Annotated in this window: 14 protein-coding genes; 5 read left to right on the plus strand and 9 right to left on the minus strand. The window is 68.8% G+C overall.

Annotation, left to right across the window (positions count from 1 at the left end; genetic code table 11):
• Positions 1 to 2 precede the first annotated feature (2 nt).
• From AC1DEY_RS18830 to pheS, 3 genes are read right to left on the minus strand one after another with little or no spacing between them, the layout of a single operon-like run.
• Positions 3 to 746 (minus strand): 4'-phosphopantetheinyl transferase family protein, encoded by a 744-nt coding sequence (locus AC1DEY_RS18830; protein WP_476869297.1) that lies wholly within the window; start codon positions 744 to 746, stop codon positions 3 to 5.
• Between the two features lie 44 nt (positions 747 to 790).
• Entirely contained in the window at positions 791 to 3,334 is a 2,544-nt protein-coding gene (pheT, locus tag AC1DEY_RS18835; protein ID WP_476869298.1) for a phenylalanine--tRNA ligase subunit beta, read from the minus strand.
• Between the two features lie 2 nt (positions 3,335 to 3,336).
• On the minus strand, positions 3,337 to 4,398 hold the full coding sequence (gene pheS, locus AC1DEY_RS18840) for a phenylalanine--tRNA ligase subunit alpha (protein ID WP_476869299.1): 1,062 nt from the start codon (positions 4,396 to 4,398) through the stop codon (positions 3,337 to 3,339).
• 279 nt (positions 4,399 to 4,677) lie between these two features.
• On the opposite strand from pheS, the gene AC1DEY_RS18845 reads away from it, so the two are divergent.
• Together AC1DEY_RS18845 and AC1DEY_RS18850 are read left to right on the plus strand one after the other, a co-directional pair.
• Positions 4,678 to 5,148 (plus strand): eCIS core domain-containing protein, encoded by a 471-nt coding sequence (locus AC1DEY_RS18845; protein WP_476869300.1) that lies wholly within the window; start codon positions 4,678 to 4,680, stop codon positions 5,146 to 5,148.
• Position 5,149: 1 nt separating this feature from the next.
• The gene (locus AC1DEY_RS18850) at positions 5,150 to 5,788 is read left to right on the plus strand and encodes an SIMPL domain-containing protein (protein WP_476869301.1); all 639 of its coding nucleotides are present in this window, start codon (positions 5,150 to 5,152) and stop codon (positions 5,786 to 5,788) included.
• Between the two features lie 70 nt (positions 5,789 to 5,858).
• On the opposite strand, the gene pcp is transcribed toward AC1DEY_RS18850, so the two are convergent.
• Positions 5,859 to 6,500 carry a pyroglutamyl-peptidase I gene (pcp, locus tag AC1DEY_RS18855; RefSeq protein ID WP_476869302.1) on the minus strand — a complete coding sequence of 214 codons (642 nt, stop codon included), beginning with the start codon at positions 6,498 to 6,500 and terminating at the stop codon, positions 5,859 to 5,861.
• A 136-nt stretch (positions 6,501 to 6,636) separates the two neighbouring features.
• Here pcp and AC1DEY_RS18860 point away from each other — a divergent pair, with 136 nt between their 5' ends.
• Positions 6,637 to 7,788 (plus strand): Rv2578c family radical SAM protein, encoded by a 1,152-nt coding sequence (locus AC1DEY_RS18860; RefSeq protein ID WP_476869303.1) that lies wholly within the window; start codon positions 6,637 to 6,639, stop codon positions 7,786 to 7,788.
• A 69-nt stretch (positions 7,789 to 7,857) separates the two neighbouring features.
• Here AC1DEY_RS18860 and AC1DEY_RS18865 read toward each other — a convergent pair whose 3' ends face one another.
• The 4 genes from AC1DEY_RS18865 to AC1DEY_RS18880 form a co-directional block, all read right to left on the minus strand.
• Positions 7,858 to 9,231 (minus strand): NAD(P)(+) transhydrogenase (Re/Si-specific) subunit beta, encoded by a 1,374-nt coding sequence (locus AC1DEY_RS18865; protein ID WP_476869304.1) that lies wholly within the window; start codon positions 9,229 to 9,231, stop codon positions 7,858 to 7,860.
• Positions 9,228 to 9,674: an NAD(P) transhydrogenase subunit alpha part 2 gene (locus tag AC1DEY_RS18870; protein WP_476869305.1), complete on the minus strand. Its 447-nt coding sequence runs from the start codon at positions 9,672 to 9,674 to the stop codon at positions 9,228 to 9,230. The genes AC1DEY_RS18865 and AC1DEY_RS18870 overlap by 4 nt, the downstream gene beginning before the upstream one ends.
• Positions 9,671 to 10,825: a Re/Si-specific NAD(P)(+) transhydrogenase subunit alpha gene (locus tag AC1DEY_RS18875; RefSeq protein ID WP_476869306.1), complete on the minus strand. Its 1,155-nt coding sequence runs from the start codon at positions 10,823 to 10,825 to the stop codon at positions 9,671 to 9,673. Before AC1DEY_RS18875 ends, AC1DEY_RS18870 begins: the two co-directional genes overlap by 4 nt.
• Before the next feature lie 89 nt (positions 10,826 to 10,914).
• The gene (locus AC1DEY_RS18880) at positions 10,915 to 11,379 is read right to left on the minus strand and encodes a (deoxy)nucleoside triphosphate pyrophosphohydrolase (RefSeq protein ID WP_476869307.1); all 465 of its coding nucleotides are present in this window, start codon (positions 11,377 to 11,379) and stop codon (positions 10,915 to 10,917) included.
• A gap of 242 nt (positions 11,380 to 11,621) precedes the next feature.
• Here AC1DEY_RS18880 and AC1DEY_RS18885 point away from each other — a divergent pair, with 242 nt between their 5' ends.
• A complete protein-coding gene (locus AC1DEY_RS18885) occupies positions 11,622 to 12,830 on the plus strand; it encodes an MFS transporter (RefSeq protein ID WP_476869308.1) in 1,209 nt (402 codons plus the stop codon).
• 96 nt (positions 12,831 to 12,926) lie between these two features.
• On the opposite strand, the gene AC1DEY_RS18890 is transcribed toward AC1DEY_RS18885, so the two are convergent.
• Positions 12,927 to 13,847: a cation diffusion facilitator family transporter gene (locus tag AC1DEY_RS18890; protein ID WP_441409465.1), complete on the minus strand. Its 921-nt coding sequence runs from the start codon at positions 13,845 to 13,847 to the stop codon at positions 12,927 to 12,929.
• A 230-nt stretch (positions 13,848 to 14,077) separates the two neighbouring features.
• Here AC1DEY_RS18890 and AC1DEY_RS18895 point away from each other — a divergent pair, with 230 nt between their 5' ends.
• Positions 14,078 to 14,344 (plus strand): GlsB/YeaQ/YmgE family stress response membrane protein, encoded by a 267-nt coding sequence (locus tag AC1DEY_RS18895; RefSeq protein ID WP_090956472.1) that lies wholly within the window; start codon positions 14,078 to 14,080, stop codon positions 14,342 to 14,344.
• Positions 14,345 to 14,447 lie beyond the last annotated feature (103 nt).

Genomic DNA, 14,447 nt, shown 5'->3' on the forward strand with positions numbered 1-14,447 from the left:
CGCTACGGAAGGACCACGACGGCGACGGCGGCCACGAGCTCCCCGGGCAGGCCAGACTCTGCCTGCGGGAGGTCCCGCAGCCCGGCATGGCCGTCCACGCGTGGGCCCAAGACATCGAGGGTGTCCGGTGCCGTCTGCAGCCCCGTGCCCAGCATTTTGAGCCACGCCTCCTTGCGGGCCCACAGCCTGGCGCGGCCCCGCAGCAGCGAGGTGCCGTGCAGCCCGGCGAGGTGCCGTTGTTCCGCCCCGGTCAGCACCACGTCGTCGAACCCGTCGAAGTCCGCCCGGGCCGGATCTTCGGCGTCGATGCCCAGGCGCTGGCCCCGCTCCGGATCCACGACGCCCGCCAGCAGCGTCCAGCCCGATGCGCGGGACAGGCTCAGCAGCAGCGGCGCGGCGTGGCCCCGGCGCAGGTAGCCCGGCCGGCCGTGGGAGATCTGCTCGCCGGTGCCGCACCGCGGGCAGCTGTACCAGGCAGTGAGGTCCGACGCCGGCACGCCCAGCAGCTCGGCGGCGAACCGCCGCTGGGCGAGCCGCCCGGCCAGGAAGTCTTCCCGGGTCCGTGCGGACATGGCCCGCGCCCGGTCGAGCTCGGCGCCGTCCAGAAGGGACCGAGCGTCGCGTTCCAGCTCCGACGCGGCCGCCGCGGGCCTGGTCAGGCTGGTGACGTCCACGGCTCCCGGGTCGCCGGGGAGTCCGGGRAYGCGAAAGGGCGGGCAGGCACGCACAACCAGGTGTGATGCCATGACCCGCCCCTTTCAGCTCGTCAGCGCCGTCATTCGCGCKGTTCTCAGCGCTGCACCGCTCCGAAGCGGTCGTGCGCCACCGCGACCGCGGATTCGCGGGCCGTGGAYGCCTCGTCCGCCGTCAGGGTGCGGTCGTCGGCGCGGAACCGCAGGCTGAACGCCAGCGACTTCTTGCCTTCCTCGATGCCCTTGCCCGCGTAGACGTCGAACAGTGCCACGTCTTCGAGCAGTTCGCCGGCACCTTCACGCAGCGCCGTGAGCACTTCTTCCGCCGGAACCTCCTGCGGCACCACGAGGGCCACGTCCTGGGTGGCCASCGGGTACGTCGAGATGTGCCGGGCCACGATCACGTCGGCGGCKGCCTCGAAGAGGGCGTCSGCGTTCAGTTCCAGMGCCACGGAGCGGGCCGGCATGTCGTGGGCCGCCAGCAGTTTCGGGTGCAGCTCGCCGGCGTAGCCCACCACGTCGCCGGTGCGYAGCGCAATCTGCGCGGCCCGGCCCGGGTGGAAGGCCTGGTGCCGGCCCTGGGTGACCTGGAGGTCGACGCCCAGCACGTCACCGACGATCCGGGCAATGTCCACCGCGTCCGCCCAGTCCCAGGCCCGCGGGKTGTGGSCCGGGGCRGCCGGAGAGTCRTGCCCCGTAAAGACGGCGGCGAGGTGCAGCGGCTGGTCCGGGACGCCGTCGTACAGGCCATCSAGGACCTCGTCGCCRGGCTTCACGCCGAGCGGCGGGATCGAGGCGGTGCCAAGCTGCTCGCCGGGCAGGAACACGAGCCCGGCCTCGAAGAGGGCGAGGTCGCGGAAGCCGCGGGAGTGATTGCGCTTGGCCACCTCGATCAGGCCCGGCAGGACCGAGGTCCGCAGGAAACCGTGTTCCTCGCTGATCGGGTTGGCCAGCTTCAGGGCCTTGCGCTCCGCGCCCTCGGCCGGGACGCCAAAGGTGTCATTGGCGGCCTTGGAAACGAACGGGTAGCTCAATACCTCGGTGAGTCCGGCGTCGGCGAGGGCCTGGATCAGGCGGCGGCGCTGCTGCTGGACGCGGGTCAGGCCACGGCCCGGCGGAGCCACGGGAAGGGTCGCCGGGATCTGGTCGTAGCCGACCAGGCGCGCGATTTCCTCGGTGAGGTCRTCCTTGGTTTCGAGGTCGCTGCGCCAGCTCGGCGCGGTCACGGTGTGGCCGTTGCCGTTGTCCTCGACGACGGCGCCGAGGTCTTCCAGCGAGGTCACGATGTGTTCCTCGGTGAAGTCGATCCCGATCCGTGCTGCGGCGTAGCCCGCCGGCAGCTCGATCGTGACGGCGTCAGGYGCGGTCCCGACGTCGGTCCCSGCCTCATCCGCGGTGCCTCCGGCGAACTCGACCAGCAAATCMACCACACGCTGGGCGGCAACRTCGGCTACCTGCCAGTCCACKCCGCGTTCGAAGCGCTTGGACGCCTCGGAGGGCAGCTTGTGGCGGCGGCGCGAGCGTGCGATCGAGACYTCGTCGAAGTGGGCGGCCTCGACCAGGACGTTCGTGGTGGAGTCCGACACTTCGGTGTGGGCACCGCCCATGACGCCGGCGATCCCGATGGGCCCGGATGCGTCCGTGATCAGCAGATCCTCGGCGTCGAGCGTGCGCTCCTTGTCATCGAGGGTGGTGATCTTCTCSCCKGCCGTGGCGCGCCGGACCACAATGTCGCCGGCCAGCCTGTCCAGGTCGTAGCAGTGGTTCGGCTGCCCAAGCTCCAACATGACGTAGTTGGAGATGTCCACCGGCAGGGAGATGGAACGGATGCCGGCGAGCCGGAGTCGGGAGGTCATCCAGGGCGGGGTCGGCCGGGTGGCGTCCACGCCGCGAACGGTGCGGGCCACAAAACGGTCGCAGCCGGGCTTGCCGTAGATGGGGGCGTCGTCGTTGAGCTTGACGCCGTAGCCGCCGGACAGCGCCGCCGGGGCCTGGACCTTGGACGCCGGGTCGGTGAACACGGTGCCGGTGGCGTGCGCGTATTCACGGGCCACGCCGCGGATGGAGAAGGCGTAYCCGCGGTCCGGCGTCACATTGATCTCGGCCGCCTGGTCGTAGAGSCCCAGCAGCTCCATGGCGTCGGTGCCGATTTCCGGATCCAGCCCGATCCGGGACAGCACCAGGATGCCGTCGTGGTCCTCGCCGATGCCCAGTTCGCGTACCGAGGCGATCATGCCGGCGGACAGGTGGCCGTAGGTCTTCCGCGCGGAAATGTGGAAGTCGCCCGGCAGCACCGCGCCCGGAAGGGTCACCACCACCTTGTCGCCCTCGACGAAGTTGTGGGCGCCGCAGATGATGCCCTGCACGCCGGAGGGGTCGATGCCGTCGCCMGTGAGGGKCTGCGGCTGGCCCTCGGGGACAACCCGGACCTGGCACCAGTTGATGGTCTTGCCGTTGGTCTGGGGCTCCTTGACGATGCTGAGGACCTGGCCCACCACGATCGGCCCCCGGAGGGTGTCCGTGGGGCGGTGGACTGCTTCTTCTTCAAAGCCGACCTTGACGAGCTCGGCCATGACGTCTTCGGCCGATGCTCCGGCCGGTACCTGCGCGAATTCACGCAGCCAGGAAAGTGGGATACGCACTGTTAGATCTCCATCCCGAAGTGCTCGCTGAAACGTACGTCGCCTTCAATCATGTCGCGCATGTCGCCGACCTCGTTGCGGAACATGAGGGTGCGTTCRATGCCCATGCCGAAGGCAAAACCTGAATAAACGTCCGGGTCGATGCCGGCGGCGCGCAGGACGTTGGGGTTGACCATGCCGCAGCCGCCCCACTCGATCCAGCTGGGGCCGCCCTTGGCGCCCGGGTGCCAGATGTCCAGCTCGGCGGACGGCTCGGTGAACGGGAAATAGTTCGGGCGCAGCCGGATCTGGGCTTCRGCGCCGAACATCTGCCGCGCGAAGTGCTCCAGGGTGCCGCGGAGGTCCGCCATGCTGAGCTTCTTGTCGATGGCCAGGCCCTCGAACTGGTGGAACACCGGSGTGTGCGTCGCGTCGAGCTCGTCGGTGCGGAARACCTTGCCSGGGCACAGCACGTAGATGGGCAGTTCGCGTTCCAGCATGGAGCGGACCTGSACCGGTGAGGTGTGCGTGCGCATGAGCAGGTGGGCCTCKGGCGGCTCGACGAAGAACGTGTCCTGCATGTCGCGGGCAGGGTGGTCCGGCTTGAAGTTCAGGGCATCGAAGTTGAACCATTCGGACTCGACCTCGGGCCCTTCGGCGATTTCCCACCCCATGCCGACGAAGATGTCCGCCACGCGGTCCTGCAGCGTGGACAGCGGGTGGCGCGCACCGGCACGACGGCGGCGCGGCGCCGCCGTGACGTCAACGGTCTCTTCGACCAGGATCCGCGCGTCGTTCTCCGCTTCGAGCTCGGTAGTCCGATCTGCGAGCGCCTTGTTGACGCGTCCGCGGGARGCGCCCATGAGYTTGCCGGCGGCGGCCTTCTGGTCCTTGGGMAGYGCRCCGATYTCRCGGTTGGCSAGGCTCARCGCGGAYTTTTCSCCSGTGTGSGCSAGSCGCACGGCCTTGAGTTCRTCGAGSGTCGMSGCGGCGGCGATGGCGGCGACGGCYTGGTCTACGGCRGCGGTRATGGCGGCTTCRTCCAGAGGATTCGGGACGGCGGCGCCCGGCAAAGTTTCAGTCATCTACTGTTCTTAGCTACGAGTCGGATCATGCCAACTGCCCACGGCACGGGCACAGGGCGCGGGCGCGGGTAGCCGGCAAGGCTTATGGTCACAGTTCATTCTCACAGGTCACTGCATCAAACACAGGTCACTGCATTGGGGCCGGCCGAAATCGCTCCGGCAGGCGCCCACTCCAGTCTAGTAGACCGCCGTCAGCCGCACGGCAACGGCCAGGCGTTCGTGAAGCTTCCCTCCGGCAGCCCCCTGACCGCTTGGCACACCCCCGGMTACCATGGCCTCATGACGTCCGGACAGCGGCTTCGGCAGGTCGCCAACATGCTGAACGGGTCCACGCTCCTGGGCCTGCTGCTGGCAGCCTGCGCCCGGACATCCATCAGGTCCGGKCCGCGCGGACTGCTGATCGCGAGCCGCTACCGCTGGCGGCTGCCGTTTGCCGCGGCGTTCACGGTGGGCAACGTCATCGTCTTCCGYGCCGGCCCCGAATCCGCCGTCGCCAATCCAGCGCTCCTGGGACACGAGGAGCGCCACAGCACCCAGTACGCCTGGTGCCTCGGGCTGCCCTTCCTTCCGCTGTACTTCATCGCCRCGGGCTGGTCGCTGGTGCGCACGGGCAACCCGGGCAGCGCCAACGTCTTCGAGCGCCACGCCGGACTGGAAGCSGGCGGCTACCCSCTGCCCGGCAGGTCGGGGACCCATCAKYGGACCCACCAGAGAACGGGCGCAMCCGCCCCCGAACGATATGAGGCCTGACATGGCAGAGCACCGCAGAAGCATCTCGGTCACYGGAACCGGCAGCGCCGAGGCGGTGCCGGACCTCCTGACCTTGTCGATCGGGGTCGAATGCCGCCGCGATACCGTGGCAGAGGCCTACGGCGATGCSGGAACACGGTCGGCCGCCATCACGGCGGAGCTCCGGCAACACGGCGTGGACAGCGCCGACATGTCCACCTCGGGGCTSAACGTGCGGGCCGARGTGAACTGGCAGGACGGCCRCGGSCAGACCGTCACCGGCTACCTGGCCTCCAGCACGCTCACCGTCCGGATCCGCGGAYTGTCCGAGTCCTCACAGATCCTTGCCGCGGCCGTTGCTGCCGGCGGCGACGCCGTCCGGCTCAACGGGCTGAGCCTCGGCTTCACGGATTCCGCCGCCGTCGAGGCSCGGGCACGCGAGGCCGCCTGGCAGGATGCCCGCACCACGGCCGAGCACTACGCCGCCCTCTCCGGGACCGGACTGGGCAAGGTCCTWTCCCTCACCCAGCACACCGGCTTCCAGGCGCCGATCCCYGTCGCGAAGATGCAGCGGGCGGTGGCCACGGATTCGMTCGCCGTCGAGGCCGGCGAGTCGAGCGTCRCCGCCACGGTGGGTGTCGTCTGGGAACTGCTCGACTGACYGCCCACACTCGGCCCCGCTGCCCTTTGGGYYGCGGGAGCGGCCRCCGGCCYGCCWKGTGGTCTGCCCGCTAGTGCGTTGCGCCCGCAGMGAGCCGGAGGTCCGCCGTCGTCCCRAGCGTGGTGCGGACGACGACGGCGAGCGCCGCCGCCATCTGTTGCGCCGGCAGCGACGGGGTGCTGCTCCCGGCCGGAACCTGGGTGTCGGCGTAGGGGATGTGGACAAAGCCTCCCCTGGTGCCCGGAAGRAGCCGCAGGGCGTGCATGAGCGCGTAGAAGACGTGGTTGCACACATACGTTCCCGCGCTCTGGGATACTTCCGCCGGGATCTGCTCTGCCGTCAACGCCGCGAGCGCCGCCTTGATGGGCAGYGAMGTGAAATAGGCGGCCGGCCCGTCCTGGACCACGGGTTCGTCCACGGGCTGGTTGCCGGCGTTGTCCGGGATGCGGGCGTCGTCGCAGTTGATGGCCACCCGTTCCAGCGAGATGCGCGACCTCCCGCCTGCCTGGCCGGCGCACAGYACAAGCTCCGGGCGGAAGCGTTCCATGGCCTCCTCCAGCGCCTTGGCCGAGGCGCCGAAGACGCAGGGCAGTTCCACCGCCCGGACGTCGAGCCCTTCGGYCTGGAGCTGCCGTGCCGCCGAACTGGCCGCGGCCCACGACGGATTGGCCGYTTCGCCGCCGAACGGCTCGAACCCGGTGAGGAGAATCATCGCCCCAGCCTAGCAACGCGGCCAACGCTGCGGCCGGCCCAGYTGCCCCGAACTATTTGCCSCACAMTTCGCGGCCGATCCCCCGGWGACCCGCGSMACCCTTGACTTTTATTCGAACATACATTCGAATATAGGCATGAGATGGGACGCACARGCACTYGAACGCGACGCATCCCCGGGKRCCCCAGCCGCTTCGCCGGGCACTGCCGCCCTGCTGCCCCTGGCCGGACTSGTSCGGTCCGTMTCCACCCCSGAGTTYGCCGGGATCACYTTCCATGAGGTCACYGCCAAATCGGTGCTCAACAAGGTGGTCGCCGGTTCRCGKATGCCSTTCGACTGGACCRTCAAYCCCTACCGGGGSTGCAGCCACGCCTGCGTCTACTGCTTTGCCCGCAAGAGCCACACCTATCTGGACTTCGATGCCGGYCTGGACTTTGACAGCCAGGTGGTGGTCAAGATCAACGCCGCCGAGGTCCTGCGCCGGGAACTGGCCAAACMCACCTGGCGGCACGARCACGTGGCCCTGGGCACCAACACCGACCCGTACCAGCGGGCCGAGGGCCGGTATCAGCTCATGCCCGGCATCATCGGCGCCCTCGCCGATTCCGGYACTCCCCTGTCCATCCTGACCAAGGGCACGCTCCTGGCCCGGGACATCCCGCTYCTGAAGCATGCCGCGGCCCAGGTGCCGGTCGGCGTTGGCATCTCCCTGGCGATGACCAACGAGCAGCTYTCMGAAGCCGTGGAGCCGGGCACGCCGGGGCCACGGGCMCGGCTGAAGCTCGTCTCCCGGYTGCGGGAGGCCGGCCTGCCCTGCGGCGTCATGGCCATGCCMATCCTGCCGTGGCTCTCCGACGGCGACGACGCCCTCGACTCCCTCTTCGGCGCCCTGGCAGCAGCMGGGGCCACKGGGGTCACGGCCGGTGCACTGTACCTGAAGCCGGGTACCCGTGAATGGTTCATGCAATGGATCGCCCGCGAACATCCGCAATTGGCCGGCAAGTACCGGCGCCTCTACGGCAGCGGTTCCTATGCGTCGAAGGAATACCGGGCCTGGCTGGCCGGCCGCATCCGCTACTTCAAGGACCTGCACGGCTTTTCGGGCTCGCAGGGATTCAGCCACAGGGATCTTGACGCCGGCAGCGACCATGACGATGCCCGGCAGGAGGAAGCCCAGTACCCGGCCGGAAGCATCCCGGACACCGCCGGGCACGCAAACACCGGCCACGCAAACGCCGGCCACGCAAATGCCGCCCACTCAAATGCCGCCCAGCCGACACTGTTTTGATGGCGGTGGTGCCAGCGAGCTGTTCCCGAGGAACGCGACCAGCGAGCCGCGTCCCGGCAGGTGCTTGCCCTACAGCGCCTTGACCGCGCCGAGCACCTTCGCCAGCGAATCCTTGGCATCCCCGAACAGSAGGGTGGTCTTGGGATCGTGGAGGAGCTCGTTCTCGATCCCGGCGAATCCCGGGCGCATGGAACGCTTCAGGAACACGACCTGCTGGGCCTGGACCACCTCCAGGATGGGCATCCCGTAGATCGGCGAACCGGGAGAGGACTTGGCCGCCGGGTTGACCACGTCATTGGCGCCGACCACCAGCGCAATGTCCGTGGTCGCGAACTCCGGGTTGACTTCCGCCAGCTCCCGCAGCGACTCRTAGGGCACGTTGGCCTCGGCCAGCAGCACGTTCATGTGGCCCGGCATGCGTCCCGCCACGGGGTGGATGGCAAAGACCACCTCCACGCCGCGGGCGGACAGGGCCTCGGCGAGTTCCGCCACGGTGTGCTGGCCCTGCGCCACGGCCAGTCCGTAGCCGGGAACAATCACCACGCGCTGGGCATAGCCGAGCTGGACGGCCACGTCCTCCGGTGACGAGGAACGCACCGGCCGGTCACTCAAYGCGGTGGAACCCGCCGTCGAGCCGCCCTTGAACGCCCCGAACAGGATGCCGGCGACTCCGCGGCCCATGGCCGAGGCCATGACCTTGGTCAGGATGGTGCCGCTGGCGCCAACAAGCGTTCCCGCGACGAGCAGCAGGACATTCCCCAGGACCACGCCGGACGCTGCCACCGCCAGGCCCGTGAAGGCGTTCAGCAGGGAGATCACGATCGGCACGTCTGCCCCGCCGACGGGCAACACCAGGAGCAGCCCGGCCGCCAGCCCCAGGCCCAGCAGCGCGAGAGACCAGCCGAGCGACCCCGTCAGGACCACCAGCCCGCCCGAGACGACCGCTCCCAGCAGGACGGCCCCCATGACCCAGGGCATGCCGGGAAACATCAGCGGGCGGGTGCTGATGAGTTCCTGCAGCTTGCCCACAGTCACCGCCGAGCCGGCGAAGGACACCGCGCCCACCAGCATGGTGAAGACCACGGCCAGGCGGACCCAGGGGTCCTCGTTGTGGCCAAGTTCCAGGACGGCGACCAACGCGGCGGCCCCGCCTCCGACACCGTTGAAGAGCGCCACCARYTGGGGCATCTGGGTCATCTGCACCCGCCGCGCCACCGGGACGGCAACGGCGGAGCCGACGGCGATGGCGCCAAGGATGGGCGGAATGTTGTCCAGCCGCGCCGAGAGGAACACGGTGACCACGGCCAGGAGCGCCCCGGCGGCACCGATGAGGTTGCCGCGGCGGGCGGTCCGCGGCGWGCTGAGGCCCTTGAGCGCCAGGATGAAGCAGACGGCKGCCGCAAGGTAGAGCAGGGCGGTCCAYTCGGCGGTCAGGAGGCTCATCGGACCTCCCCCGCGGCGCCGCCGGAGTTCGCGTTGCTGATATGCCCGTCGCTGGTGGGTCCGYTGCCGGGGTTCGCGTCGCTGGTATGCCCGTYRCTGGTATGCCCGCCTGCTGCGGCGCCGCCGGCCTTGGYKGGGACGGTGCGCGCCGGGGTGCCTGACCGYTTGTGGGCGCTGAACATCTCCAGCATCCGGTCTGTGACCACGAAGCCGCCCACCAGGTTGACCGTTGCCAGAACCACCGCCAGCAGGGCAATGCCGAGCACCCACGGGTCGCTGGCYTGTCCGGCCACGATGATGGCGCCCACCAGGATGATGCCGTGGATCGCGTTGGCGCCGGACATTAGCGGTGTGTGCAGCTTGCTGGTGACCTTGGAGACCACTTCGAAGCCGACGAACACGGCGAGCACCACYACTGTCAGCAACGCGACCGGGCCCATCATGCCTCCGTTTCCAGTGCTGCTTCCAATGCTGCCGCGGTGGCGGCATGCCGCACGRCGCCGCCGTGSGTCAGGCAGGTCCCGGCGACCACGTSGTCCTCRAAGTCCGGGGCCACCGAGCCGCAGTCGGTCATRAGGGCGAGGAAGTTGCTGACGTTCCGGGCGTAGAGCCGGGACGCATCCGACGGCATGGCTGACGCCGCGTCCTGCAGGCCCACGAGCGTGACCGATCCGCCGTCGACCGGCACCTGGATGTCCTGGCCKGCGATCACGCCTTCGACGTTGCCGCCGGACTCCGCGGCGAGGTCGACGACGACGGAACCGGCCCTCATGCCGGCCACCATRGCGGTGGTCACCAGCAAGGGAGCGGGCCGGCCAGGTATGGCCGCCGTYGTGATCAGGATGTCCGCTGCRGCGACGTGCGGGGCSAGCAGGCTCCGCTGGCGTTGCGCCCKGTCCTCGCCGAGCTCACGGGCGTAGCCGCCGGTGCCTTCTGCCGCCGTATCAACGTCCAGGTTGATGAAGGTGCCACCCATCGAGGCGACCTCGTCGGCGGAGGCGGCCCGGATATCGTTGGCCGACACGCGGGCGCCGAGCCGCTTCGCCGTGCCGATCGCCTGCAGTCCGGCGACGCCGGCCCCGAGGACCAGCACCCGCGCCGGCGGGATGGTTCCGGCTGCTGTCATGTAMAGCGGGAAGAAKCGCGGATACCGYACGGCGGCTTCCAGCACGGCRCGGTAGCCGGTGACCAGGGACTGMGAGCTGAGCGCGTCCATGGATTGTGCCCGGGAGATCCGCGGGAGCARTTCCAGGGCGAACGAGGTGATCCCGGCCGCTGCCAGCSCCCKGACGGCGGGCAGCTCCGMTGCCGGCGATCCCAGRCCGATGGTGACCGTGCCGGGCCGGAGYCGGGCCRCWGTCTCGACCGTTAGCGGGCGGACATGCAGCAGGACGTCCAGGGCCTCGTACGGGAGCTCGGAGATCACCGTCGCKCCGGCCTCTTTGAAGGCTGCGTCCGCGAACCCYGCCTCGGTTCCKGCRCCGCTYTCCAGCAGGACATGGAGCCCGAGGGCCGTCAGCTGCTGGACCGTCTCCGGGGTGGCCGCAACGCGGCGCTCYCCGGTTCGCTGCTCTCGTCCGACACCGACCTGCACGGGCCACTCCTCTCGGTTGCGTTCAGAGTAGGCATACCCCCGACGGTTTGGCGAGAGGCGGGCCCCGGAAGCCCGTCGGAGCGTCGGAGTCAGCGGCCGGGYGCGGCTCCCACTCCGCGGGSCCCGGTGGCGCGGACGGCRGCCARCAGGGCTTCGACGATCGGAAGATCCGCSGGGATCCATGGCAGGTCCAGRACCTCGGCCGGGTTGCGGAGGTCCAGCCAGCGCAGTTSGTCGTGGTCCTCCAGCGGGCGGGGCTCTCCGTCGGCGAGCTCGGCGAACCAGACCCGCATGRCCGCTTTCTCGTTRAGCGGCCAGCCGGCGGCGGYCTCCGCGGGCAGYTCGGWCCCGAGCCGCACCCGCACGCCCAGTTCCTCCCGGAGCTCGCGGTGCAAGGCGTCTTCGGCTGCTTCGCCTGGCTCCACCTTGCCGCCCGGGAACTCCCACATGCCGGCAAACTGCGGGGGCGCCGTACGCCGGGCCACAAGGAGCTTTCCCGGTTCGGCCAGGGAGTCCACTACTGCGCCGCCAACGACGTCAATGAGTCCAGTCACGCCACCAAGTCTATGGTGACCGCTCGGCCGGGGCTCCCGGCTGCGGTTCCCGGCTGCAGCGCCGGGCGTCACGGCGGGGCAGGACCGGGAGGCGGAAACCCGTGSCGGCCGGGTAGGGGACAATAGTGGAGGGGCCGGCCGGACCAGCTGCGGAATATCCGGCGCCCCCTCCATGTTCTTTAAAGCATATTTATCTGGCCGACTCCTCCGGACTTTCCCGGAAAATCTCCCCGAAAAGACGAATGACAACCACCACACAYGCCCCGGTATCGTCCAAGTCCGGCACCCGTCACCTTGCCCTGGCCATCATTGCCCTGGCGATGGGCGGCTTTGGCATCGGCACYACCGAATTCACMATGATGGGCCTGCTCAAGGAGGTCGAGCAGGGCCTGAACATCAGCACYCCGGAGGCCGGCCACCTCATTTCGGCCTATGCCCTCGGTGTCGTGGTCGGCGCGCCGGTGCTGGCCGCCGTCGGGGCCAAGCTCCCCCGGAAGTACCTGGCGCTGGGGCTCATGCTCTTCTTCAGCATCGCCAACCTCAGTTCTTTCCTCGCCCCGGACTACGGCTCCATGCTGGTGTCCCGGTTCGCCGCGGGCCTGCCCCACGGCGCTTTCTTCGGGGTCGCKGCCGTGATCGCTGCTTCCCTCGTGGCGCCGACCAAGCGCGGSTGGGCCATTTCGATGGTCATGGCCGGGCTGACGGTATCCAACGTCATCGGCGTCCCCTTCGCCACCTGGCTGGGCCAGAGCTATGGCTGGCGGCTCCTGTTCCTGCTGGTCGGCCTGATCGGCMTCATCACGCTCGCCATGCTGTGGAAGTTCGTGCCGTTCCAGAAGCCGCACGCGGATGCCAGCTTCCGCCGTGAGCTGGGCGCGCTCAAACGGCTYCAGGTCTGGCTCGCCATCCTGGTCGGCATTGTCGGCTTYGGCGGTTTCTTTGCGACGTACACGTACATYGCGCACACCATGACCTCCGTGGCCGGGCTGCCCGCGCTGTGGCTGCCGCTGGTCGTGGCACTGTACGGAGTGGGCATGGTGGTGGGCAACATCGTTGGCGGCAGGATCGCCGAYAGGTCTGTCATGGGCACCATCTACTGGGTGCTGCCCGCCACGGCGGTGGCGCTCGTGGTCTATGCCGTTGCGGTGCATTGGGCTTGGTCCGCGCTGGTCATGGTGTTCGTGGTTGGCGCGGCCGGGTCCATGCTGGTTCCGGCCCTGCAGACCAGGCTCCTGGATGCTTCCCCTGACGCGCCGTCSCTGGCGTCCTCGCTCAACCATGCGGCGCTCAACGTCGCMAACGCCCTGGGCGCCTTCCTGGGCGGTCTGGTGATCGCCTGGGGCTGGGGTTACATCGCRCCGGCACTTGTGGGCGCAGTCCTTGCCGTCCTGGGGCTCGGRGTCGCGGCCATCAGCGGCGCCGTGGAACGCAGGCGGCCGCTGGCGTCCTAGCCGCCGTTCGCCATTCAAACGCAGTGATCAARAGAMCGGCGGCCCCGTCCAGTTGAACTGGACGGGGCCGCCGTTTCGCTGGTCTTTTCCGGGCTGTCAGGGGGCGCTGACGCGCTGCACGTCCGGTTCCAGGTAGATGACCCGGGCGATCGGGACCGCCGCGCGGATCCGGACCTCGGCGTCGTCGATCGCCTTGGCAATGTCCTGGCCCGARTCCGTGCGGGCGATGCTGATCTTGGCSGCSACCAGCAGCTCCTCGGGGCCAAGGTGCATGGTCTTGAGATGAATGATGCTGGTGCCGCCGGCTTCGATCGCGGTGCGGATCTTGGCCACGTCATCGCGSGTGGCCGACTCGCCCAGCAGCAGGGACTTGGTTTCCATGGCCAGCACCACAGCGATCGCGACGAGCAGCAGGCCGATCATCGCRGTGCCCAGGGCGTCCCAGATGCCGTTCCCGGTSAGGAGGGTCAGGCCCACGCCGAACAGCGCGAACACCAGGCCCACGAGGGCGCCGAAATCCTCGAGCAGGATCACCGGGAGCTCCGGTTGCTTGGCATTGCGGATGAACTTWACCCAGCTCTGCTTTCCCCTGAGGGGGTTGGATTCGATGATCGCYGTACGGAACGAGAACGACTCGGCAATGATCGCGCCGATCAGGACSGCGAGSGGAACCCACCAGAAGTCCCCCTCGATGGCGTGCGGGTGCTGGATTTTCCCCCAGGCCTCGTACAGCGCGAACAGGCCGCCGACGCTGAACAGSACAATCGAGACAATGAAGGCATAGATGTATCGCTCGCGGCCGTAACCGAAGGGGTGTTCGGGGCTGGCCTGCCKCTGCGCCCGCTTTCCGCCCACCAGGAGCAGCAGCTGGTTGCCGGAGTCCGCGAGCGAGTGGATCGCCTCCGCCAGCATGGACGAGGACAGCGTCAGGAAGTAGGCGACGAACTTCAAAACGGCGATGGTCAGGTTTGCGGCCAGGGCCGCGAGAATCGCCTTGGTACCGCCATTTGCAGCCACGTGAACTTCTCCTTATGGGGTTCTTCCGGGGTGGACACGGACACCGGAAGAACCCAGCGCCCACAAGGAATACCGTACCCGTTTCCGGGTCGCCGCCGAACCGCGAAAAGGGCCAGTGCGGCCACGTAACGATTGGGCATTCCCCTGCTGACAAGTAATCCGGCCTATGTTAGCTTGAAGCCATGTTCGGGATTCACAATTTGGATGCCGACAATTATGTAGGAGGAGACATGGGCTTTCTTGGCTGGATCATTCTCGGACTCATAGTAGGTGCAATCGTCAAGGCAGTTATGCCCGGCAGGGTCGGCGGCGGTTGGGTTACCAGCCTCGTGCTCGGCGTCGTCGGAGCAATTGTCGGCGGCTGGATCGGCGACCTTCTGTTCGGCGGCGGCAAGATGGAATTCTGGAATCTCGGTTCCTGGCTCCTGGCCATTGTCGGCGGCCTCGCCGTTGCGGGCATCTACGGCGCCATCACCGGACGCAACAAGACCACATAATTTCCCAGTGCGCCGACCGCACRCAGCGGATGCAGCGCCAAGTAACAGTACGACGGCGGGACCCACCATTCGGTGGGTCCCGCCGTTTGTTTGACGTGCTTTT

This window comes from Arthrobacter sp. 05T47, assembly GCF_056395825.1.

What these genes read in the sequence shown, in the direction of transcription:
- AC1DEY_RS18895 (WP_090956472.1), top strand. Translation starts at nt 14,078, where the DNA reads ATGGGCTTTCTTGGCTGGATCATTCTCGGACTCATAGTAGGTGCAATC.